This is a genomic window from Paraflavitalea soli (assembly GCF_003555545.1).
GTDB classification, from domain to species: domain Bacteria; phylum Bacteroidota; class Bacteroidia; order Chitinophagales; family Chitinophagaceae; genus Paraflavitalea; species Paraflavitalea soli.
The window spans coordinates 2143086-2164726 of the sequence record NZ_CP032157.1; the positions used below are offsets into that span (position 1 = coordinate 2143086).

The following is a 21641-nucleotide window of genomic DNA, read 5'->3' on the forward strand; positions in this document are numbered from 1 at the left end:
AAATATTCAAACAAATCAAGGAACTGATACTTTATTTACAGTTGTTTATATAATTTTGATATATTACAAGCACATATTCTCTCCATTATGAACAAGGCGGCAAAGAATGATATCCTCCGGGAGATCACTCCCCTCACCCAAAGTGATTGCTTTACCCTGTTTTCCAGGGTAAAGACCGAGTTTGACTTTCCCCTGCATTACCATGAGGAATTTGAACTGAACTTCATTCAGCATGCAAAGCACGCACAGCGGATGATTGGTGATCACATAGAAGAGATAGATGATATTGAGTTGGTATTGGTGGGACCTAATCTGCAGCATGCCTGGTTTACCCATAAGTGTAAGGGAAAAGAGATCCGGGAGATCACCATACAATTTCACAAGGACCTGTTTGATGACAAACTCCTTCGCCGCAACCAGCTGAATTTTATCCGTACCATGTTTGAGCGTTCTGTGCGGGGGATTTTATTCTCCCGCGAAACCGCCCAGCAGGTAGCGCCGCGCATCATCGAGCTCAACCGCAAGCATGGTTTTGATTCTGTGCTGGAACTCATGTCTATCCTGCACGACTTGTCTACCTCCCGCAATATGCGCACCCTCTCTGATTCGTCTTTCAATACCACTGAACCTTTCAGTTATAACAGCCGGCGTATCGAAAAGACCTTTGAGTACATGAACCAGAATTTTGACAAGCCCATTACCCTGGGCGAAGTGGCCAGGCTGGCCAATATGTCGGAGGTAGCTTTCAGCCGCTTTTTCAAACAGCGTACCGGCAATACCTTTATTGACAGCTTAACAGAGATAAGACTGGGCCATGCTTCCCGTATGCTGATCGATACCACCCAGTCCGTAGCTGAGATCGCCTACCATTGCGGGTTCAACAATATCTCCAACTTCAACCGTATTTTCAGGAAAAAGAAAGGCTGTACCCCCAGGGATTTCAGGGAAAGCTTTTCGGGCAGACGCATTTTTATTTAGAAAGCTGCGAGCTTTGAGCTACGAGCTGCGAGCAATGCAAGGGAACCCACTACAGGAATGCAGGAAAACAAAAAGCCCCACGCTTGGAAGCGCAGGGCATGCATATACATATTGAGATGACCCAATCTCAACTATAACTTTACATTTTTCAAACGCTTCTGGATGCTTTGCCACCCACTATCGAAGCAAAGGTGTATTCTTCTGGATTCTGTATTCTACATTCTATATTCTCTCCCTACAGTTCGAATATCAGTTGTTCATCCCTATTCTCTACCGGTATCTTCCGTAGAAAATTATCATATCCTTCTTCATTATCATGGCTGCTGGCAGCACCGTAGGAATCAAGGCTATAGCCTATCAGTCCGTCGTGGGCTTCTATCACATACAGTACAGAGGAGTCATCGGGATTGGATTCTCCTTCAAAGCGGTATGTTTTAATGATCTTCAGGTCTTCCGGTTGGTAATTCTTTCCCCTTCCGGCTGTAAATCCTTCCGGCGTCCAGCGGAACTCATTGTCCTTCTTTTGCAGCCGCAACTTTTCCAGCACCTGTACTAAAGTGGTCATTTGTTCTGATCTGTTCATGGCGGTGTTTTGAGGTATAATTTCAAAAGGTGTGCCATGGGAAGGCAACAAGGCAACGAGGCACCGAGGCAATAACTGGCGCGCTTTGTCCCAAATTAGCTGGCGCAAGGATGCAGGGCACGAGTGCGGCGGGGTACATGTGCCCGAAATGAATGCAGGGACTGTATAAATAAATCCCCGTTTTGGGCAATTAGCTTCTTGTCATTTTGAATCTCCCTTTTTTGTCATCCAGAACCCTTTTGCCATCCCGAACGAAGCTTCCTTTTTTGTCATCTCGAACGTAGCGGATCTCTCACTACGCTGAATCATACGGTACCATGTTGTTCTTGCTTGTATACCAGGATTGGAATATAGCTCATAAATTTCATAATCTGTAAATCCGCCCAATTAATGGAGCTTGGCTTCCTTGCAACCGACGTCTCAGTAAACAGGACTACGATTTTATTTGTACATTTACTATCAAATTACATGTATGTCTGATTACAAGTTTGATAGAACTGCATTCAGAATGATGACTTTTAAAGAAGCAGATACAGCCAATGTGTTTGACAAGAGCATCCCATATGCTGAACGTTTACGTCAGGCATACTTTCTTATTGCACAGGCTTATGGCTTTTCAATGACCGATCAGCCTAAATTAGATAGAAGTTATTTTTCCAGTCGGAAACAAAACAATTAATGGGTAATATTTTCAATGACGACTTTAGGGATTTTATCCAGGCCATGAATAACCACAATGTGGAATATATTCTTGTTGGTGGTTATGCTGTAATTCTGCATGGTTATAGGAGAGTTACCGGAGATATGGACATATGGGTTAAGAGGACTAAAGAAAACTATTCAAAGCTTACCCGTGCATTTGCTGAATTTCGCCTTCCAGTTTTCGATATGACCGAGCAAAAGTTTTTGGATGCAGCGACAACCGATGTATTTTCTTATGGCAGGCCTCCAGTAAGTATTGATATAATTACCGAACTCAAAGGGGTACAATTTGATGAGGCTTTTTCTCAAGCTCAGATCTTCAACGAAAACGAATTAATGATTCGATTTCTACATTTTAACAATCTGATCCAGGCAAAAAAAGCAGCAGGGCGCCATAAGGACCTAGATGATATTGAGAAATTAACTTCAGGAGAATAATTCCCAACCAATTTGCTCTTGGTTTATACGAGAACCAATTAACACACAAAGCTATAACTGCATTCCTACACCTTCCATATCACCCTGTACGACCTCGCCTTTGTAGGGGCCATCTTTGTAGGGCTCACTTTTGCCCTCCTTTTATGGTTCACCAGGTCCGTTAACCGCAGCGCCAACCGGTTTCTTGCCCTGGCCCTGGTTACCATGGTGCTGTGGATGATGCGGGTGTTGGCTAGTAATGTACAGCTGCACAGCTACCTGCCCCACTGGGACCGTTTACCAATGCAATTTTTGCTGGCCCTGGGTCCACTGATCTATTTTTATGTACTTAAAATTACACACCGGCAGTATCAGTTTGGGTGGAGGGATCTATTGCATTTCAGCCCCCTGCTGCTGGAACAGGGAGCGCTGGCGCTGGCGCCTACCTATGTTACGCAGGTCTTTCAACAACTGAACCCGGTAGTACAGGTACTGGTATTTATTTCGATGATCATCTACCTGTACCAGTGCAACCGGCTCATACAGGGTTTTTACCGGCAGCTGCAGCCCGTTTTGATGGACAGGCCCCTGGTCGAATTCCGGTGGCTGCGCCGCCTGCTGGCAGCAACCGCTTTGTTATGGTGCTTGTGGATAGCCTGTGCCGCCGCCGGGCATTTTATATATCGTGGCCAATCCGGCCTGCAGGTTTATTACCCTTTCTATATCCTTTTTGCTGTAATGATGATATGGACGGCAGCGGCTGCCTTCCTGAAGCCACAAGCGGGCGTCATGACCCAAGCGCCTGCACCCGGTAAGCCGCCCATACCTGCTGAGGTGAGGGCAAAAGCTGCCTGGCTGAAGAAGGCCATGGAAACCAACCGGTATTACGAGGAACCGGAATTAACCCTCCCCCTGCTGGCTGAAAAACTCCGGCTGCCTCCCCACGAATTGTCACGGGTCATCAATACCGTGTTTAAAAAAAGCTTCAACGATTTCGTCAATGAATACCGCGTCCGCGATGTGGTATCCAAAATGCAGGACCCGGCTTTCGATAAGATGACCCTGCTGGGGATCGCTTATGATGCCGGGTTCAACTCAAAATCTACCTTTAACCGTGCTTTCAAACAAATAACCGGAAAAACCCCTGCCGAATGGAAGCATGACCTGGAAAATAAGGGGTCATCTTATCATTTGACACCCTCGTCACGTACGGCCGCGGTAATTTCAAGCCATCCATCCACACCTGCGTGGGCTGGTATGAAATTAAACCGCCAATACATGTTTAAAAATTATTTCAAGACTTCCTGGCGCAGCCTCCTCCGCCATAAAATGTATAGCCTCATCAACGTGCTGGGCCTGGCCCTGGGTATTTGTGTCTGCCTGGTTATTTACCTGATCACCCGGTACGAATATAGTTTTGATACCTTTCACCAGGACCGTGACCGTATCTTTTGTGTGGATGCCGAAATGCATGGGCGTCATTTGAATAGCATACCTGGCCCTATGCCGGCCGCCATGCGCCAGGAAATGACCGGTTTTGAAACCATGGCTGCCTTTCAAACCTATACCGCCAGCGTAACGATACCAGGGGGCCAACAGGGAGATGCCCTGCACTTCACCGACGACGGCAGCCTCGCTATTGCGGAGCCCCAATACTTCGACATCTTTCGTTACCAGTGGTTGAGTGGAAATCCCAGGACTGCCCTGATGATGCCCAACTCGGTGGTGCTTACCGCGGAAAAGGCCCAACAATACTTTGGCGATGCCAGCCCGGACAGGATCATCGGCCGGACCATTTATTACCAGGATTCGCTGATGGTCACCGTGACAGGTATCGTCGCCAATTGGACAGGCAACAGTGATTTTAATTATAGCCAATGGCTCTCCTATGCTACCATCCCGGTTAGTTTTCTTCAGCAGGAAATAAAGCTAGAGAACTGGAACACGATGAATCGTTCCAGCCAGATCATGATCAAACTGGCTAAGGACGTCAGGCCCTCACAGATCGATACGCAATTCACTGCCTTTGCCAAACGGCACTACGGTTCACAACCGGCATTTGCTGCCCGTTTGAAACCACTATCAGGCATCCATTTTCACCGGGAATATGGTGGCGAAGGCAGAAAGGCCAGCTTGCCGGTGCTGTACACATTAATAGCCGTGGCAGGGTTTATCCTGCTGCTTGCCATTGTCAACTTTGTCAACTTGTCTACCGCGCAATCCATGCAAAGAGCCAGAGAGATCGGCGTCCGGAAGGTGCTGGGTGGCAGCAGGCGGGCCATCGCGGTGCAGTTTTTTACTGAAACCCTGGTGTTGACGGTAGCAGCTGTGGGGCTTGCGGCCCTGATGGTAAATCCCGTGTTTGGTTTGTTCGCTGATCTGATCCCGACCGGCGTTCGATTCCGGCTGGATGGTGCTACGTTGTTATTCTTTTTGGTGGTAACTGCAGTGACCACCTTCCTGGCGGGGTTTTATCCGGCCAAGGTGCTGGGCAACTATCAGCCCACGGTGACCCTCAAAGGGATCGCTACGGCGCCAGGCGGCGGAAAAGGGACGCTGCGCAAAGGACTTATCGTTTTCCAATTTACCATATCGCTGTTGTTTATCATAGCATCTGTCGTCATTGGTGCGCAGCTGCAGTACGTGCTACGTGCAGACCTGGGTTTCAAGACAGATGCGATCCTCACCATCAGCAGCCCGCTTGTTAACAGAGGAGGTGGGATCAGTTTCCAGTCGGACAAGGCCCGGACCCCGCCACCGGCTTCCGAAGTGACGGGTAAACTGGCGGTACTGACGAATAAGATCCGGCAACTGGCCGGCGTAGAACAAGTGATCAGAGAAGGAAGGCCACCGATGGGACGGATGCATTGGGGATTCGGCGGTGGCGCACTGAAAGGCAGCGATGAGCGATCATTCGACGTATCGCTTCATCATGGAGACGAAAATTACCTTCCTTTTTATGGGATGAAGCTGGTGGCGGGGCGAAACATGCTTCCCGGCGACAGTACCAGGGAATTGCTGATCAGTGAGACTTGCGCCCGTGCATTGGGTTTTGCCGATGTGAGCAAGGCCGTCGGCCAGGCGGTGATCGTTGGCCCTGGTGAGGACTATCCCGTAGCCGGGGTGGTGGCCGATTTTTATGAGAGCGATTTTCACCTGGTTACCTGGCCGGTCATCATCAAACACGATCCCGCGCAGGAAAAAACCATTGCGGTCAGGATCGCTGCGAAGGGCATGAGCGCTGGTGAGATGAAGACCCTCATCGGCCGTATAGAGAAGGATTGGAAGACCATCTTCCCCGACTCGCCGTTTGACTATTCCTTCCTGGACGAGAGCATTGCAACTATGTATGCAGACGATCTCCGGACAAGGTTGTTGACCAATGTGGCGATGGGGATCACCGTTTTTATTTCTTGTTTGGGCCTGCTGGGTCTGGCCATTTTTTCTACGCAAAGAAGGACCAGGGAGATCGGCATCCGGAAGGTATTGGGCGCCACTGTGCCGGGCATTATGGTCATGCTTTGTAAAGAGATCGTTGTGTTGATCCTGATTGCCTTGCTGATCGCCAGTCCACTGGCCTGGTACTTCATGCACGACTGGCTGCAAAGCTTTGCCTACCGGACGCCGCTTAGCAGTTGGATGTTTATTGCAGCAGGAGCGGCAGCCATTGGAATAGCGCTGCTTACCGTCGGTTTTCAGGCGATGCGGGCAGCCATGGCCAATCCCGTCAGATCGTTGCGTACCGAATGACCCCTCACTCCTTAACCACCTCCACCCGCGCAGTACCAACGCTACCGACGTTTTCCGCCAAAAGTTGCTGAAAATTTGACAAGGATACTGTTTGCCAATGTCATTTTTTCAATTAAAAATGACAGGAAATAAGTAGCTGCCCGACTAAAACATTTGGCATATCACTTGTTGGCAAAAAATAAAAAGGAGGTGCTATGAGATCAATGATAAAGCAATGGTATACCCGTGCATGGGCGCCTTTGAAAAAATGGACCGGCGTCTTGCTTCAATACATCCGCAAAAACGATGACAACGATGACCAGTTTAATCATCCCTACATTATCTTTTGATCCTTGATTTTTTAACCAATAAAAGGAGAATAATATGCCTGATAGCAACAAAAAGAGACCGGCTCCTTCTAAACCGGTCTCTATTCATACCATTATGCCAAAGCAGGCCTATTGTTTTACGAATCTCGCCACCTGCTTATTCCCATGTTCATCCACATATTGAAGGAAGTAAATCCCGGCTGGATGACGTGCAATACTGATATCGATGATGTTGCTGCCAGTATTGAAAGGCACCAGTTGCCGGTGTACTACCCTGCCCACAGCATCCACGATCAGCATATTGGCGCGATACGCCTTTTCAGCCCGTATCAAAGTAGTGATGGTCTGGCTGGCAGGGTTGGTGACGTATACCAATCCACTGCGTAACCGTTCTCCTGTTACCACCTTGATCATCTTTGAATAGGAATACCGGCCATTGATGTCCACTTGTTTAATTCTGTACCATGCTTCAGAATAGGGCACATTCTTATGCACGAAAGTATAGTGCTGTTCAAACAGGGAGTTATTAGCACCTGGTACGCGCCCTATTTCGGTGAAATCCCTGCCATTGACGGAGACTTCCACGGCAAAGTATTCGTTATTGGTTTCATTAGCGGTAACCCAGGCTATTTCATTATCACGACCTATGTTCTTGCCGCTTACATTCAACCACGTTACAGGAAGTGCATCGAGCGCACTCACGGCAAAGGGGCTGAAACTGGTAAATCCTCCTCTACTCACGGAATAAGGATCGGAACCCGTTGCAGCAATACTGGCAGGACCATAATCCCAGGAACCTCCCATATAATGTGCAAGACGGCTGGCGCTACGCATAAAGCCGGGCAACTCCAGCACACCCGGCCATTGCAGCGTTACAGTAGCCACTGAGCCTCCCGGCACGGCTTCATTGATGATCCAGGTAGCGTCCACTGCGCCAGTGTTTACAACAGGGCCTGTATCACCATCAAAGTAAGCGTTATCCAACACGCGCACAGAGATATTATCGGCTACCGATCCTGCAGTAAGGGCTACCGTGGCAGGAATGTATTGTGCAGCAGTACCCACGGGAAATGCCTTGCTGCCGCCATTCGTTACTGGTTGTATAAGCGTACCTGCACCATCGGCCACTATATAATTGGTAGCCGTGGCGCCCGTTATGGTGGCTGTGTTACCAAGGGTAAGGTGGTTGGTGGTGAGGTATAACTTACCGGCTGTAAAACCAAGTGCAGTATTCACTGCCACATTTCCGCCCAGCACTGCCGGGCCGCTGGTTTTATTGATCGTCAGTGTACTGAATGGGCCTGTCGAGACGATCACCTGGGAGTCGAGGCCATTCAACTGAATGGTAGTGCCTGTGTTCGTAAATGTACCGCTGGTCATTGTCCAGTCACCACCCAGCAAATGCGTAAAATTACCCCCGGTGAAAGTGCCGTTTGTAAGCGTAAAGTCGTGCAACATGGTAAGTGCAGCACCCGGTGTTTTAGTACCTGTTGTGGATACGGTAAGATTGCCATACGTAACATTCGTGGCTATGCTTTGTGTAGTGCCGGCATAGTCAACCGTGCTGAGGGTATCAAGTGCGTAGGAATCAAAAACAGGCAGGGTGTTGGTGGCGCCGATCTTCAGTACGGCACTGTCATCAATGGCCAGGTCACCCAGGTCTACTGCATCCTGCGTTAGCGTGAAGGCGCCTGCATCGAGAATGCCTTTTGTTAAATGCAGGCCTGTAATAGCAGATATATTACGCGCCAGCATAACAGGAACGTTGTAAGTCTTGTTGATGTTCAGTTGGGCGATCGTAGAGGGATTGGTAGTGCCGCCAATCGTGGCAGGTATATTACCAGTCATGGCCAGTTCGCCTGCGGTCGCATCGAAAACGCCATTGTTGGTGAAGTCGTGGTCTACCTGGAAGTCGGTAGCAGCTGTTACATTACCGGTTATGGTAAAATTATAGAAATGCGTATTGGCGCTCCCCGATACACGTCCCGCAGGAGAAGTCATATTGAAAGTGGAAGTGCCGCCGTTCAGCGTGCCATTGCTTTCTATATTACCAGCCACGGTATAAGTGTTGGCGCCTGCATTAAAGATGGCATCGCTGTTTACAACGAAATTGCCGTTCATCGTCCAGCCCGAAGGCGGGGTTATCCCCACTGTACTTTCTATGTCAACATTGTTCAGGACAGTAGGCGTGCCTGTCAATGAAATGGCTGCCTGGCCATCCAGTATGAGCAGGCCGGTGCTGGAAAATGAAGGTCCGAAATTAACGTTAACCGGTGTAACCGGATCGTACCATAATGTGCCGGTACTGGTCACCGTACCATTATTGGTGAAATTGCCCCTGATGATATGCGTGGACCGGCCGCCATTGAAGATAGCGCCACTGCCAATGGTAAAGTTGGCGAGCACAAGCCAGTCGACACTTGGATTTACGCCGGCCGTATTATTGATATTGAGATTGGCATAAGTTGGCGTGCTGGTGGAATTCAATACGGGTGATACATTGCCGTTGAAATTGATCACACCGGCTGAATTGGACACAATCGCATTGAGGAAACGGATCGTTTGCAGCGTAGTACCGGTGAAGGTGGTAACGCCCGTACTGGTAAGGCTGCCACTGTTGGTAAGGTCTCCATTTACGGTGGCGTTGCCTGAGCCGGCCACAAATGAACCGGTGGGGGTAATGTTCAACAAACCATTATAGGTAATATCGCTGTTATTCACCGAATAACTGCCATATACCGTTACACGGTTGAAAGTTGTATTACCGCTGATTGTTTTAGTGGTGCCATTCAGCAATAAGGTACTGGTAGAGGGTACAAAACTGCCATTGTTTACCCAATTGCCACCCAATGCAATATTATTTGATCCCCCGGCATGAAAAGTAGCACCGCTGTTGATGGTAAGATTGCCATTAACGGAGGTACCTGCAGCCAGTGTTTTGGCATTGGCACCGCCATTACTGAACAGGAGGTTCCCATAAGTAATGCCCGCTACTGTTTGCGTACCTGTTCCGTTGTAATGCACCGTGCTGCCCGTAGCTAAATTGTAGGTGCCGAAATTGCCGGGGAAGTTGGCCGCTCCGCCTACCAGCAGCAAAGCGCCCGATGCAAGCGTAAGCGTACCGCCCGTAGTGCTCCGCGAAGCGGTAAAGCTGCCGATGTCCAGTGTGCCGGCATTGATGCTCAGGTCGCTGTTTATGGTCATATTACCGGTCAGCGATGCAATACCGGCAGTTTTATTCACCGCCAGGTTATTGAAAGTGGTTGCACTGATGCTTTGTGTATCGGTACCATTCAGCAATACACTGCCGCTACCCGCTATAAAGCCGCCTCCAATTGCCCAGTTGCCGCCCACAGCAAGTGTAAAATTACCATTGGTTATAAGGGTGCCCACGCTGCTGGCTACATTACCGGCGATGGTAGCATTAGCCTGTAGTTCAAGTGTGCCACTCTGCAAGGTAAGATTACCGGAGAGCGAAATAGCAGTATTTACCGAAGCAATGCCACTGCTCTTATTGACGAGAAGGTTATTATAGCTTACACCTGCTATGGATTGCGCATTCGTGCCATTGTACACTACCGTTCCTGTGCCCGGCGCAAAAACGCCACTCACATAATTGAAGTTATTGCCCACAGACAGCGTGCCTGCCCCTGAAAATGCAATATTGGCCCCGCCCGATTGGGTAACAGTTCCTGATACATTCACCGCGCCGGTTCCAATGTTCAGGTCAATAGCATGGCCCGCCGTGCCGTCGCTCAGTATCAGGTCGCCATTGACTGTAATCGTTTGTGCACCGGCATTGATGGTGTGTGTGGCATTACCGGTCCATAGCCCCCGGATATTGCCGGCCGTAGTAAGCGAACCGCCGGCATTGAGTGTGAGAATAGCAGCCTGTACACTGCCAAACAGGATGCTTTTAGCCGTAGCTGCGGTGGCAATAGCCGGCTGGTTGGTAAAGGCCATTGTGCCGATTTCCACAATATCATTGGCGGTAGGAATAGCACCGGGACTGCCCTGGACACTGGTCCAGTTTCCGGCTGTATTCCAGTCGGTACTCACTGCCCCCGTCCATCGTATCACATTGGGTGCATCTGAAAAGGTCCAGCGCGTGGCAATATTACTCAGCCCGCTCAATTCCACATAGTTGGCCGTCGTGTTATTGCTCGTCTTGCCTGCATTGGTCCAAACGGCGCCACCATAGTTCCATAATGGCATTGTGCTTTCTGCATTGCCATTCAGCTCATCATCTTCATAGTGCAGGCGGAGCACAGCAGTATAGGCGCCCGAAGGGATGGAAACCGTGTATTGCCGGTTAATGGCTCCGCCGAAAGGAAAATCATTGACACCGCCTCTTACCACTGATACAGTTACACCAGGCACAGCTACACTGATGGCAGAGAACGTGATCGTATTGGAAGGACTTTCAAAAGCATAGGCTGTACCAGCTATAAAGGCATGCAAACGCTGGATGTTTCCCAGTATAATACCATTCCCGTTGCGCGTGGTAGTAATGGTAAGGGTATTGCTGCCCGTATTTAACAAACCATTGGTCATATTGACCGTACTCGCGCTTATATTGCTTTGCAGGTTGACAACCGTTACAGCCGCCGCCTTATTGATGGTGACAGTGCTGAAAGTGGTCGTAGCTGCTCCCGAGATCTGCGCAGGTGCGCTTCCTGCAAAAGAAATGGTACTGGTGCCAGCTGTAAACGTTCCCTGGTTGCTCCAGTTGCCATTAACAGTATGCGTGAAGTTGCCCGCACTGAAAGTGGTGCCCGTGCCAATATTGATATTTCCATTAACAGTAATGGCTGTGCCAGCCGTTTTTGTATTGCCATTCGACATCGTGAGGTGATGGTAGGTGCCCCCGTTGACTGTTTGCGCGCCGGTGCCATTAAAGTTAACGGTATTGGGCACAGTACTGGTAACATCCAGGGTGCCGGCCGTAACAGTATAAGCCCCCGCAATGCCCAGTACCGAGTTGGTGGAAAGTTGCAGGGAAGTACCGTTAAGGGTTACATTGAACAGGTTGGCAGTGCCACTCAGCGATGCCGTGCCGGTAAAGGTGGCTATGCCTGCCGATGCAGTAAGACTGCCCGTGACATTGAGTGCGGAGGCTACTGAAAAGCTGACAGCGGATGTAACGGTGCCTGTAACGGCAAGCCCATAAAATGTTTTGGTGCCGGCGCCACTGATCAATTTGGAGGCGCCACTGATGGTCAGGGTACCCGCTGTATGGCTCAGTGTACCGCTTACGTCCAGGTTGCCGGTAACTGTATAAGAACTGGTGCTGCTTACGCTGCCGCTGACTGTCAGGTTATCGAAACTAATGCCAGTGCCACTGATGGTTTTGGTGGTGCCGGTAAAAGTGGTGGTACCACCGCTCAGGTGGGTGAATAAACCAGGTCCCGAAGTACTGAGGTTGCCTGCTATATTGAGCGCCGTGGTGCCTGCAGCGGTAATATTGGAAGCTGCAAAAGTAATATTATTGAAGTTATTGACACCTGTGCCACTTAACTGGGCCCCGGCTCCGGTAAAAGAAACGGTGCTGGTGCTACCGGTAAAAGTTCCATTATTGGCCCAGTTGCCGCTTACAGTATGAGAAAAACTGCCGCCGTTGAAAGTGGTGGCGGTGCCGAGTGATACGTTGCCGCTTACCGTTAAAGCAGCATTGAGTGTGAAGGCTACCGATGTGGCAGTGCCGGCAGTGGCGGAAAGGTTTCCGGCAACGGTAATGGCGGTAGCCGGGAAGGTTTTGGAAACAGCACTGGCTGTGCCGCTTAGCGTAAGATTCCCATAGGTAAGGGCCGCCACTGACTGGGCATTACCGGCATACTCAACGGTGCTGGTAAGGCTCAGCGTATAGGTGGCATAGTTGGCAGGAAAGCCATTGGTGCCGCCAATCCTGAGCGTAGCGCCATTCGATACCGTGATACTGCCACCTGCCACGGTGGTGCCGCGATTGGCAGTAAATGTGCTGAGATCGAGTGTGCCTGCTGCTACGTATATATTACCCGATGTGCTCAGCGAAGAAGCCAGCCCCGGCAGATTGCCTGCCAGCGTTTTGACGCCACTTCCACTGATGCGTAGTGTACCATACATGACAGCGTTGTTGACCGTTTGGTTGCCTGCTGCTGCATATTCTACGGTACTACCTGCATTCAGTGAGGGAGCTACGCTATAATTACCTGAAAAAGTGGATGCATAAACTTTTAGAACGGCATTGTTATCCACAGTAATGGCGCCGGCTGTCACGAGGTAGGTGGTCACTTCTCCGGGATTGAGCGTACCTTTTACTGTGAGCAGACTGCTGCTGCCGGTAACATTCACTGACCGGCCGAGGCTAACCGTACTGCCGGCATTGATGGTAAGCTTGCGGAATGTAGTAGTGACAGATCCCCCAATGGTTTGGGCGATGCCGGCCATTACCACATTGGCATTGGTACTGCTGGTGGAGAAAGTCCCGTTATTGGTCCAGTTGCCCGTAAGTGAAATGGTAGACTTCCCTTGTGATATGGCGCCATTGGCATTAATGGTAATGCCCCCGGAAACGGTAAGGTTTCTGCTTAAAGTAAGCGTGGATGCTTTCACCCCTCCAACGGTTACAGATCTGGCCGCAGCCGAACGGGATATTAAAGGCTGAAAGCTGCCTGTGAAACTGGCATCTCCGATTATGGCATCTTTGGTAGAAGAAGGAGTTCCGTTGGTCCAGTTGGATGAATTTCGCCAGGAAGAACTTACAGTTCCTTTCCAACTGGTGGATTGAGCAAAAATCAAGGAAGGCAGGAACAGAAGGCAGAGAACCCCCGTTAATAGGTAAAAACGGATCATAGTAGGTAGTTTTTATATCAGAAAATCAGCTATGTGCAATAAAAAAACGCATAGGCATAGTTAAATGCTATGTAAAGACACATTGGCAGAGTTCGACAACATTATTGTATGCTAATGAACCGGAACTCAATAATGCTACTATCGGACAGGGAATGTACTTAGGAGTAATTGGCTTTAGGGCGCCTTGCGTAAAGCAGTTGGGGTATTTATTGCTGAGATATAAATGTAAATAAATTCGTTATACCATTTACATGTTATGGCAGCTTTTTTTTTAAACCGGTAATAAAATTGAGGATTACTATCCACAATAAGCATGCGTAATTTTTTCTCCAGGTCGATTTGAAGTGGATTTTAAACATGGTTCCCTCAAACCATTAGCCTATAAATTATTCATGGCTCCAGTACAGGTTCGCCCGCAGCCCGCGCCCGATGGAGCTTGTACAACATTCTTCACCGTATTCTATTGGTAGTTATTCTCCGTAGGTTCAGATACTTTGTATCATGGTATACTAAGTATTGTTAACCTTTAAATTGTTTGCTTATGAAAAAAAGATGCCTTTTTTTCCTGGGAGTGTTATGCTCATCAGGGTATTATTCCTGCATGAAACAGGCCGTTCATTCCCCGGATGCGGACCTGCTTACAGAAGCGAATGCACGCTACAGACCTGCCGACTGTGATTGTATTACCGAAGAAGGGAGCACTATCTACGACCCCACCTGCCTTGTTTCTCCCCAGGCACATGGAAAATTAGACACTATTAAAAAGGGATTTAGCTTCACCGAAGGCCCTGCCGTTGATAAACGGGGCAATGTATTCTTTACTGATCAGCCCAATGACAAGATCTACAGATGGGATGCCGGCACCGGCAATATCACCTTATTCTTACAGGGTACGGGCCGTTCAAACGGCATGGCTTTCGACAAACAGGGCAACCTCATCGCCTGTGCAGATATGCATGGCGAATTATGGAGCATCGACAGGCAGGGTCATCATAAGGTGCTGGCAAAAAACTACAACGGGAAGTTATTGAACGGCCCCAATGATGTATGGATCAATCCCGTCACAGGTGGTATGTACATCACCGACCCGATATTTCCCCGCGACTATTGGGATAATAATGATCCCCGCAAACAAGGCTGGCCGCCCACGCATTCCGAACAGGCTGCCACAGGTAAAGGCGGCTATGTGTATTACCTGGCGCCCGGCAGCAAGCACCTGGTGCGGGTAGTCACCGAAGGCATGGGATGGGACGCTGACGGATGGCCCAATGGCATTGTGGGAACGCCCGATGGGAAAAAGCTGTATGTAAACAAATGGAAGGATGACAACCTGGGCGGCACCTGGGTATTTGACATTAAGCCCAATGGAACACTTACCAATATGAAGAAGTTTATCGATATGGGCGGCGATGGTATGTCCATGGATGAGCGGGGCAATATCTATATCAGCAACAGCCTGGGTGTAACCGCCTTTGACAAAAAGGGCAAACGCATTTTCAACGTTCCTACCAACGGAGCAACCAACAACGTATTTGCAGGTCAGAATAATAAATTGTTATTCATTACCGGAGCGGTAGACAGGGTAACTTCCTTAAAGATGAATGTAGAAGGAGTAGAAAAGTTTCCGTTGAACCGGTAAGTAAAGCTGTTAGTTGGAATGGCCATTCCGGGATCCGGGATGGCCATTCGTTTTAATCCTCAAAACCTCCTCTGCAGCCCGCCATCTTTTCCCACTACCATGCCCGAGAGATCGCGTGCTGCCATAAAGCCGGGCAGTTCTTCCAGCGGCGCCAGGAAGGCCATGTTCTCCGGCAGCACATCCGAAAACAACACGATCCTCACATATTCGATGTGCTCCCCAAAAACCCGCTCCCCCAGCACATTGAACAAGGCCTGCTCCGCCAGGTCTTCCAGGTCATAGATATGATTCAGGCGGGTATCAACAAATACATAGAAGGGCTTCCGGAAATCCAGCCGCTCCCGCACATCAAACCAAAAGGAATCAGGCCGAAGTCCTGCAGTTGCCAACTCCTCCGCAATACCTTCCCCCGGACTTGCAGCGGGCATCAGCGCCACCAGGTCCCAGGCCGTCAGCCGCGGCGCTTTGTGGATCAGCCTGTCTGCCGCCTTGAATGATTTAGTACGCCCGAGCGCCGAGATCACCAGTTTACAACGCTTGTGGTCTGGATCAAGGCTATAGTAGAGATAGGGCGCCAGGAAACGGTGGTAAGCCGCCGCATGTGCCTGCAGTTCGGCCATCCAGTAGGCCTTGGCTGCGGGTGTCAGCGCATCGAAATGCAGGTAATGGTGCTGGTTACGCCTGAACCAGGCCCAGAAATGCAAAGCTTTTGACTGTTTCATTGTAATGGATTTGCGAGCGGTCATCAACCATAAAAGGGCGCCTCCCGCAGGAAGCGCCCCGATCAAACCTACTCTTCTTCATGGAGTACGGCAGTCTGGCTCACCGCGCCCATCACAGTGCCGGCTACGGCTACGTAACCTGCAATCTGGCCCACGATGGCCGGCAGTTCCAAAGGTGATGCCGCAACAGCTGCACTGGCTGCTACCAGCGACATACCAATGGTACGCAACAGCTTGAAGAATTTCGGTGTCTTTCCCGACACACGATTGATGATATTGCTCATGATTATTGAATTTTTGATGGAATAAAAATGCTACTAACCGGAATCCCTACCCTACTCCCTTCTCCGGTGCGTTCGCCTCCAGCCAGGGTCCCTGCGCACAGGACCTGGCTGGTAGGGTGATGTAAGCACCATCTGTCCAATCGATGAGCCGCATGGCAGCGGCGCATGGCGATGCCCTTACACCCCTTAAGCGAACTGTTGGGTGTTGCGCGACGTGTGGTCCACGGATGTTGTTGGCTTGATGTGGTGGCCGCTGTAGTGACAACGACCAATGTCCTGTTGCAGGAAGTGAGCCGCAACTGCGTGCCTGTGCGCCTTAACTTCGACTATTCACCGCACCGGGCAGTAGGGAGTAACCTGAATGAGATCCCTACGCCTGGCTGACCGCTACGATGCAAGTGGCATTCACATCGCTCGATTTCAGGGGATAGCTGTCGCCATTCAACTGCTGCGTATACTCGATACCCAGCGCCACCAGGATCGTGTCGGGCGAATTGGCCGGGAAGTTCAGCACCAGGCTGGAAGCAACAGTGGGCGTATGATCCCAGGGCAGCTCATTGGTGGAGCCACGCTCATAACTGAAGGCCTCCGCTCCGAAGTTGACGGCCGCCACCCCCGCCACGATCCTGTAGTGTGAGGTGCCGCGGGCGGCTTTGATCAGCACTTTGGGCACAAAGGAAGGGATCGCAATGGTGGCTGTTCCCGCTGCCCGGTCGATGGTTACACCACAACGTACGTACATGGTGGAACGCAGCGAAGCCCGCGCATTGAAATTAAAACCCTGTAACTGGGCATGGTCGCCATTACGGACGGTCCGCTCACCGCGCTTGTTGATGGTATCCGAGGACACGATACGCCTCAAGACAGTAAACAGTCTCGACTGCAGTTCACTGTCTTTCGCGTACACCGTCAGGTCGCGGAAGATCTCGCGCAGCAGGCTGGCCGACTTGCCGGCCCGCGCAAACTCCGCCATGTTCTCACGCGTACGTTCAAAATTGGGATCGTTGTAGATCCGTTCGGCACTGGGGCCTTTTGGTTCTTCTGTGGGCATTTTACTTTGGTTTTTGATGTTAATAAATGGTTGGCCGGTCCAACGGAGAAAATCGGTATAAAAAGATTGAAAGTCGAATGCATAATTGCCATCCGGTTGCTGCCGTACGTTCTCGTAAAGACTGTAGATTGCCTCCGGATTGCCTACGTATTGCCTGAACGCTCTCTGAAAAGGGGGCCAGTTCTCTAAGGACCGCAGGCAATCCGTAGGCACTACGAAGGCCAGCAGGCCACCAGGCAATGCGGACATCAGGGCCGCAGGATTGAAGTCGGGGATGTTTGCTGTGGTTGTCATATACATCAATTTTGATAACACAAAGCTGGCGGGATTCTGCCATCCATTTTACCAGGTTGCTACCAGCCTGGTAGAGATTTATTTCTGCAACAAGCGATCAGATAAAACCATAAAAAAAGCCATATCGGTTGCACGATATGGCTATATATTACCGCAAGGGATTTTAAGTCATACTTTTTACCAGGCTGGTAAATAAATTGGCGGGTTATTCTTCAGATTGATCAATATACCTGAGCAAAGCAGCTCTTAACTCATCGAGGTATTTGGAGGAACTGGTCTTGCGTTCTTTTATCTGAATAAAAGTATCATAATATTTATGGAGATCTACCTTTAATGCATCGGACAGGAAGTTCATTACTTCTTTTATGGAAGCCTTGCCGTGGCTAAAAAAACCGCAGGCATACAAGGCATACCCCAGCTCCACAATATTAGTGGGTGTGGCGGTGCAGGTTAATTGCGGGTTGGTGATGTTCTTGTTTCCCTGGTCTTGTTGCTTAACAGGTGGATAAAGTAACATGTCAATATGCTTTATCAATAATTCCATCGATATCAGTTCGGCCAGTGGCCCATCACCAGAGGTGCAAAAGTCTTCATAGTAATCGGCTGACGAGGACATGCGCAACCAATCATAGTATTCCCGCAGGAAGTAAACAGCGTCGAGGGCCGTGGTGCCTGACCGGTAATATTGCCATATGGGTTGCGGTTGATTCAAAACTTTCACCAGCAGTTCCAGTTCCTGCGACAACCGCTCCCTTTCTTTGGACCAGCAACCTTTTAGTTCCCCCAGGTGCAATAGCAGCACCCGTTTATAGTAGTGATGCCGGCCGGCAATGGCTGGTTTGATGTGTTTGAAGAAATAGATCTCTGTATCGCGATCGGGGAAACCTTCTGTGGTGATCAATTTTCTGAGTTGACGAAGACTGTCAAGACAAAGCTGGCTGCATTGGGCCAATCGGGTGTTCAGTTCGCCTTCCTCCTTTTCTATTTCCTCCAAACGTTCCAATAAGGCGTTGTAATGACGGCTGAGTATGGTTATTTCGGTGCCCATAAGATATGTATTTGGGTGAGGCTGCATCAGCACAGAAAGGCTGATGGATAGCATTAATGATTCGTTGTTGAAAGACGATAGGAAATTCGAAAGAAAGAGGAATGAGAAAAAAAACAATAAATAGAGAGAGGAAAGGATGAACAGTAACAAAGTTGGTAAAAATTATCATACCACCAAATAAATATTTTGTTAAACATAGTTCCGTTAGCGTTATACATTATACGGTGTACACCATTAAAAATACCCGCATCCGGTCAAGCCCTCCCCTATCTTGACGGTTTGGGAGGCAAATATTAACTGGAAAAAAATAAATATCCATTACCCGGTGAAACGAAAGGAATAAACGCTGTAAATTGAACAGCTACTTTACACCAATCTCCATTCGTTAACCTGGGCCTTCCAGCCATTCATTGTTAGTGATAAATTAAAAAGCACTATGCCCAGGAATCATCATGCTCCGTCCGGCAGGAATGCCGCCAGGATCCACCCTGTCACCTTAAAAATACTGAAGCAGCATTATGAGGCATGCAGGGATTACCTGTATGCCTTTGTCGTCCAGCTGGTAAAAAATGAAGAGGTGGCCAAAGACATTGTCAGTGAGGCGTTTCTGGCCTACCTGTCCAACCCACACGATCTTTACTCGGCCGATGAATTAAGGGCCCTGCTCTATGTGATCTGCCGCAACAAGGCCATGAACTACCTCAAGTATGGCAGCGGATTCAAACCACGGCGGGAGTTGAATGTGACAGACCCCCATATACTGCAGCAATACCCGGAGATGGACGATCAGCTGTTGCGCGATGAATTGACCGGGGAAGGACTTGAACGGGTACGTAAAGCGGTTAAGCTCCTGCCTATCCAGCCACGTACGGTGATTGAACTGATGTTGTTTGATGAATTAAATACCAAAGAAGTGGGGCATCGAATGGGTCTGCCCAATATGCATGTAAGGGCCATTAAATCCAAAGGGCTGGCCTGGCTGCGGCGTTATTTCAATGGTTTATACCTCTCATCACTGTATATACCATGGGAATACTGGTGTTAAACGGGCCCGGTTGATAACGTTTATAAAAAAAGTTAGGGAAAATAGTTACGTTTTGCAGCTCTACTTGTTGTTATAAGTAGAAAGCGAGAGGAAAATATTTAAACCTTTTACAAATGAAAAACTATTCGGCCAGGGCCAGCGAATTGCGCCTGCTTATTTATAAGTATGCAAAGGGACAGCTGACCATGCACGAAAAACAACAACTGGATGCCTTCATGAACCGGTCGCCGGAGAATGCCGATCTGGTGCACTTGCTCACCTCACCCGAAGGGCCTTCCCTCCTGCTCGAAAGGCAGGCCCGGTTCGACAAAGTTTGGAAAGGACATAGTTTCCAAACGATCCTCAACAAATACCATCGAAAGCGACGACGCATACAGATGCGATGGACGATCATCACCACCCTCGTGGTGTTGCTGGTCGCAGTAATGGCCTGTTACGTGGTATATCTGAAGGGGAAATGACACCGGGAGGCGATACCTGTTCTATTGCTGCGTTTAACCTTCTTATCCAAATAGATCTTCCATCTTAACCTCAGCCTGAACCCGCCCGAGATAATGCTCATTTACCTTTGTCCCGTAGGTGGTTACCATTGTCAAAAATAGATTACTCCGGGTCTTTGTTTCGCCCCGGAACACTTCTATTTTTCGATCCAATTCCTGTGCATATTTTTTTTCAATGACAAATAAGGCATTGGAAAATTTCATCTCGCAAATGTTGATACAATGATCTTGTCTGTCAAGCAAAAGATCTATTTGTGCTCCATGCTTACCTTTGCCGGCCTTATGCCGCCAGGTACACGCATTGGTCAAAACACCTTCAATGCCCAGCGCCCGTCTTATCTGAAGTTCGTGTTTTAAACATACGGTTTCAAAGGCAGATCCACTCCAAATGGTATAGGCTGAGGTGCTGTATTGCCTTAACCAGGCGCCGGCACCTGCATCCCGTGAATGTTCAACAAATTTTAAGTAAAAAAGAGAATACTCATCTGAAAGCTTGTAAATGCTTTCATTTTTATTCTTTTGAAAGGGTATATAAGCAGTAATAAAACCAGACTCCTGTAATTCGTTCAGAATATTGCTGGTCGATCCACCTGTTGTAAACCCGCACGCTTTAATGATTTCATTTCTTGTCAGGCCGCCTGGTTTGATCGCTAAAATCCGGATTACCTGCTCATGCTGTTCCGCATTGGTAAAAAGCGCCGCATATAAGTTTTTGAACTCATTTTTCAACAATCCATCTTTAGTAAAAAAGAGGCGGTCAATTATTTGAGCAGGACTTTCACCAGCATTTATATTTCTTAAGTAATGGGGAATACCGCCCATCGCCATATAAAGTTGCAATAATCCGTACTTTTCCAACACCACTCCCCGACTCTGGAGATACGCTTCAGTTTCACCAAGATTGAACGGCATCAGCCTGATGGTTTGCGTAACACGATTGTGTAACCCACCCTTATCGTTCAGTATTTTATCTATCATCCAGGAAGCTGCTGATCCACATATGACCACTTTTACATGCGACAATCTGGATGCCTGTGTATTCCACCAATGATCAAAAACCTTTAGAAAGCCGGATCTGGGTGTTTCTATCCATGGAAATTCGTCAAAGAAAAATACAGCAGGTTTGTCTGCCGGCAAATTCAGCATATAAGTCGTCAGCATGCTAAAAGCTTCTAACCAGGTAGCCGGGTTGGCCAATGGCATATTACTTTTTGTGGCACTTTGCAGGGCAAGCCTAAAATTTTCTAATTGACTTTTGTAACTGGCTTGTTGAGCGCCCGTAAATTCAAACGCGATGAATTCCTTATAATAAGTACGGATCAAATAGGTCTTGCCAACCCGCCGGCGGCCGTAAAGTGCGATTAATTCGGCTTCAGGAGTGTTTAATCGGGATTGCAGAATTTTCTGTTCTTCCTTTCGTCCTACTATTTTATTGTCAGCCAAAACAGGTAAATTTTATACAAAATGGACGGATATAGATTTCTATATT

Annotated in this window: 16 protein-coding genes; 9 read left to right on the top strand and 7 right to left on the bottom strand. The window is 48.9% G+C overall.

What is annotated here, in order from left to right; translation table 11 throughout:
- Positions 1-87: 87 nt before the first annotated feature.
- Positions 88-978 carry a helix-turn-helix domain-containing protein gene (locus D3H65_RS07935; protein WP_119049794.1) on the top strand — a complete coding sequence of 297 codons (891 nt, stop codon included), beginning with the start codon at positions 88-90 and terminating at the stop codon, positions 976-978.
- Between the two features lie 235 nt (positions 979-1213).
- On the opposite strand, the gene D3H65_RS07940 is transcribed toward D3H65_RS07935, so the two are convergent.
- Positions 1214-1561: a hypothetical protein gene (locus D3H65_RS07940; protein WP_119049796.1), complete on the bottom strand. Its 348-nt coding sequence runs from the start codon at positions 1559-1561 to the stop codon at positions 1214-1216.
- Positions 1562-2033: 472 nt separating this feature from the next.
- Here D3H65_RS07940 and D3H65_RS32850 point away from each other — a divergent pair, with 472 nt between their 5' ends.
- From D3H65_RS32850 to D3H65_RS33410, 4 genes are all read left to right on the top strand, one after another.
- Positions 2034-2240, top strand: coding sequence for a hypothetical protein (locus D3H65_RS32850; protein WP_162915481.1), 207 nt, complete (start codon positions 2034-2036; stop codon positions 2238-2240).
- Positions 2240-2701, top strand: coding sequence for a hypothetical protein (locus D3H65_RS07945; protein ID WP_119049798.1), 462 nt, complete (start codon positions 2240-2242; stop codon positions 2699-2701). The genes D3H65_RS32850 and D3H65_RS07945 overlap by 1 nt, the downstream gene beginning before the upstream one ends.
- Positions 2702-2983: 282 nt before the next feature.
- Positions 2984-6430 (top strand): ABC transporter permease, encoded by a 3447-nt coding sequence (locus D3H65_RS07950; protein WP_162915482.1) that lies wholly within the window; start codon positions 2984-2986, stop codon positions 6428-6430.
- 194 nt (positions 6431-6624) lie between these two features.
- Positions 6625-6759 carry a hypothetical protein gene (locus tag D3H65_RS33410; RefSeq protein ID WP_262707704.1) on the top strand — a complete coding sequence of 45 codons (135 nt, stop codon included), beginning with the start codon at positions 6625-6627 and terminating at the stop codon, positions 6757-6759.
- 108 nt (positions 6760-6867) lie between these two features.
- Here D3H65_RS33410 and D3H65_RS07955 read toward each other — a convergent pair whose 3' ends face one another.
- A complete protein-coding gene (locus D3H65_RS07955; protein WP_119049802.1) occupies positions 6868-13569 on the bottom strand; it encodes a beta strand repeat-containing protein in 6702 nt (2233 codons plus the stop codon).
- Between the two features lie 541 nt (positions 13570-14110).
- Here D3H65_RS07955 and D3H65_RS07960 point away from each other — a divergent pair.
- Positions 14111-15208 carry an SMP-30/gluconolactonase/LRE family protein gene (locus tag D3H65_RS07960; RefSeq protein WP_211345646.1) on the top strand — a complete coding sequence of 366 codons (1098 nt, stop codon included), beginning with the start codon at positions 14111-14113 and terminating at the stop codon, positions 15206-15208.
- A 59-nt stretch (positions 15209-15267) separates the two neighbouring features.
- On the opposite strand, the gene D3H65_RS07965 is transcribed toward D3H65_RS07960, so the two are convergent.
- On the bottom strand, positions 15268-15930 hold the full coding sequence (locus D3H65_RS07965) for a hypothetical protein (protein ID WP_119049804.1): 663 nt from the start codon (positions 15928-15930) through the stop codon (positions 15268-15270).
- 68 nt (positions 15931-15998) lie between these two features.
- Positions 15999-16214: a hypothetical protein gene (locus D3H65_RS07970; RefSeq protein ID WP_119049806.1), complete on the bottom strand. Its 216-nt coding sequence runs from the start codon at positions 16212-16214 to the stop codon at positions 15999-16001.
- A gap of 165 nt (positions 16215-16379) precedes the next feature.
- On the opposite strand from D3H65_RS07970, the gene D3H65_RS32855 reads away from it, so the two are divergent.
- Positions 16380-16598 (top strand): hypothetical protein, encoded by a 219-nt coding sequence (locus tag D3H65_RS32855; RefSeq protein WP_162915483.1) that lies wholly within the window; start codon positions 16380-16382, stop codon positions 16596-16598.
- Here D3H65_RS32855 and D3H65_RS07975 read toward each other — a convergent pair.
- Positions 16585-17559, bottom strand: a complete 975-nt coding sequence (locus D3H65_RS07975) for a hypothetical protein (protein WP_119049808.1) — start codon at positions 17557-17559, stop codon at positions 16585-16587. The two genes, D3H65_RS32855 and D3H65_RS07975, sit on opposite strands and share 14 nt — an antisense overlap.
- Before the next feature lie 205 nt (positions 17560-17764).
- Entirely contained in the window at positions 17765-18607 is an 843-nt protein-coding gene (locus D3H65_RS07985; RefSeq protein WP_162915484.1) for an RteC domain-containing protein, read from the bottom strand.
- 436 nt (positions 18608-19043) lie between these two features.
- On the opposite strand from D3H65_RS07985, the gene D3H65_RS07990 reads away from it, so the two are divergent.
- Positions 19044-19652, top strand: coding sequence for an RNA polymerase sigma factor (locus D3H65_RS07990; protein ID WP_119049811.1), 609 nt, complete (start codon positions 19044-19046; stop codon positions 19650-19652).
- A gap of 113 nt (positions 19653-19765) precedes the next feature.
- Positions 19766-20113 (top strand): hypothetical protein, encoded by a 348-nt coding sequence (locus D3H65_RS07995; RefSeq protein WP_119049812.1) that lies wholly within the window; start codon positions 19766-19768, stop codon positions 20111-20113.
- Positions 20114-20155: 42 nt separating this feature from the next.
- Here the strand turns inward: D3H65_RS07995 and D3H65_RS08000 are convergent, their stop codons facing one another.
- Entirely contained in the window at positions 20156-21595 is a 1440-nt protein-coding gene (locus D3H65_RS08000; RefSeq protein ID WP_119049813.1) for an AAA family ATPase, read from the bottom strand.
- Between the last annotated feature and the right edge of the window lie 46 nt (positions 21596-21641).

Excerpts from the sequence above, each read along its gene's own strand:
- D3H65_RS07995 (WP_119049812.1), top strand. The coding sequence starts at position 19,766 with ATGAAAAACTATTCGGCCAGGGCCAGCGAATTGCGCCTGCTTATTTAT.
- D3H65_RS07965 (WP_119049804.1), bottom strand. The coding sequence starts at position 15,930 with ATGAAACAGTCAAAAGCTTTGCATTTCTGGGCCTGGTTCAGGCGTAAC.
- D3H65_RS07985 (WP_162915484.1), bottom strand. The coding sequence starts at position 18,607 with ATGGGCACCGAAATAACCATACTCAGCCGTCATTACAACGCCTTATTG.
- D3H65_RS32855 (WP_162915483.1), top strand. The coding sequence starts at position 16,380 with ATGGCGATGCCCTTACACCCCTTAAGCGAACTGTTGGGTGTTGCGCGA.
- D3H65_RS07970 (WP_119049806.1), bottom strand. The coding sequence starts at position 16,214 with ATGAGCAATATCATCAATCGTGTGTCGGGAAAGACACCGAAATTCTTC.
- D3H65_RS07960 (WP_211345646.1), top strand. The coding sequence starts at position 14,111 with ATGAAAAAAAGATGCCTTTTTTTCCTGGGAGTGTTATGCTCATCAGGG.
- D3H65_RS07990 (WP_119049811.1), top strand. The coding sequence starts at position 19,044 with ATGCCCAGGAATCATCATGCTCCGTCCGGCAGGAATGCCGCCAGGATC.
- D3H65_RS07975 (WP_119049808.1), bottom strand. The coding sequence starts at position 17,559 with ATGACAACCACAGCAAACATCCCCGACTTCAATCCTGCGGCCCTGATG.
- D3H65_RS07935 (WP_119049794.1), top strand. The coding sequence starts at position 88 with ATGAACAAGGCGGCAAAGAATGATATCCTCCGGGAGATCACTCCCCTC.
- D3H65_RS07945 (WP_119049798.1), top strand. The coding sequence starts at position 2,240 with ATGGGTAATATTTTCAATGACGACTTTAGGGATTTTATCCAGGCCATG.
- D3H65_RS07940 (WP_119049796.1), bottom strand. The coding sequence starts at position 1,561 with ATGAACAGATCAGAACAAATGACCACTTTAGTACAGGTGCTGGAAAAG.
- D3H65_RS33410 (WP_262707704.1), top strand. The coding sequence starts at position 6,625 with ATGAGATCAATGATAAAGCAATGGTATACCCGTGCATGGGCGCCTTTG.
- D3H65_RS32850 (WP_162915481.1), top strand. The coding sequence starts at position 2,034 with ATGTCTGATTACAAGTTTGATAGAACTGCATTCAGAATGATGACTTTT.
- D3H65_RS07955 (WP_119049802.1), bottom strand. The coding sequence starts at position 13,569 with ATGATCCGTTTTTACCTATTAACGGGGGTTCTCTGCCTTCTGTTCCTG.
- D3H65_RS07950 (WP_162915482.1), top strand. The coding sequence starts at position 2,984 with ATGCAATTTTTGCTGGCCCTGGGTCCACTGATCTATTTTTATGTACTT.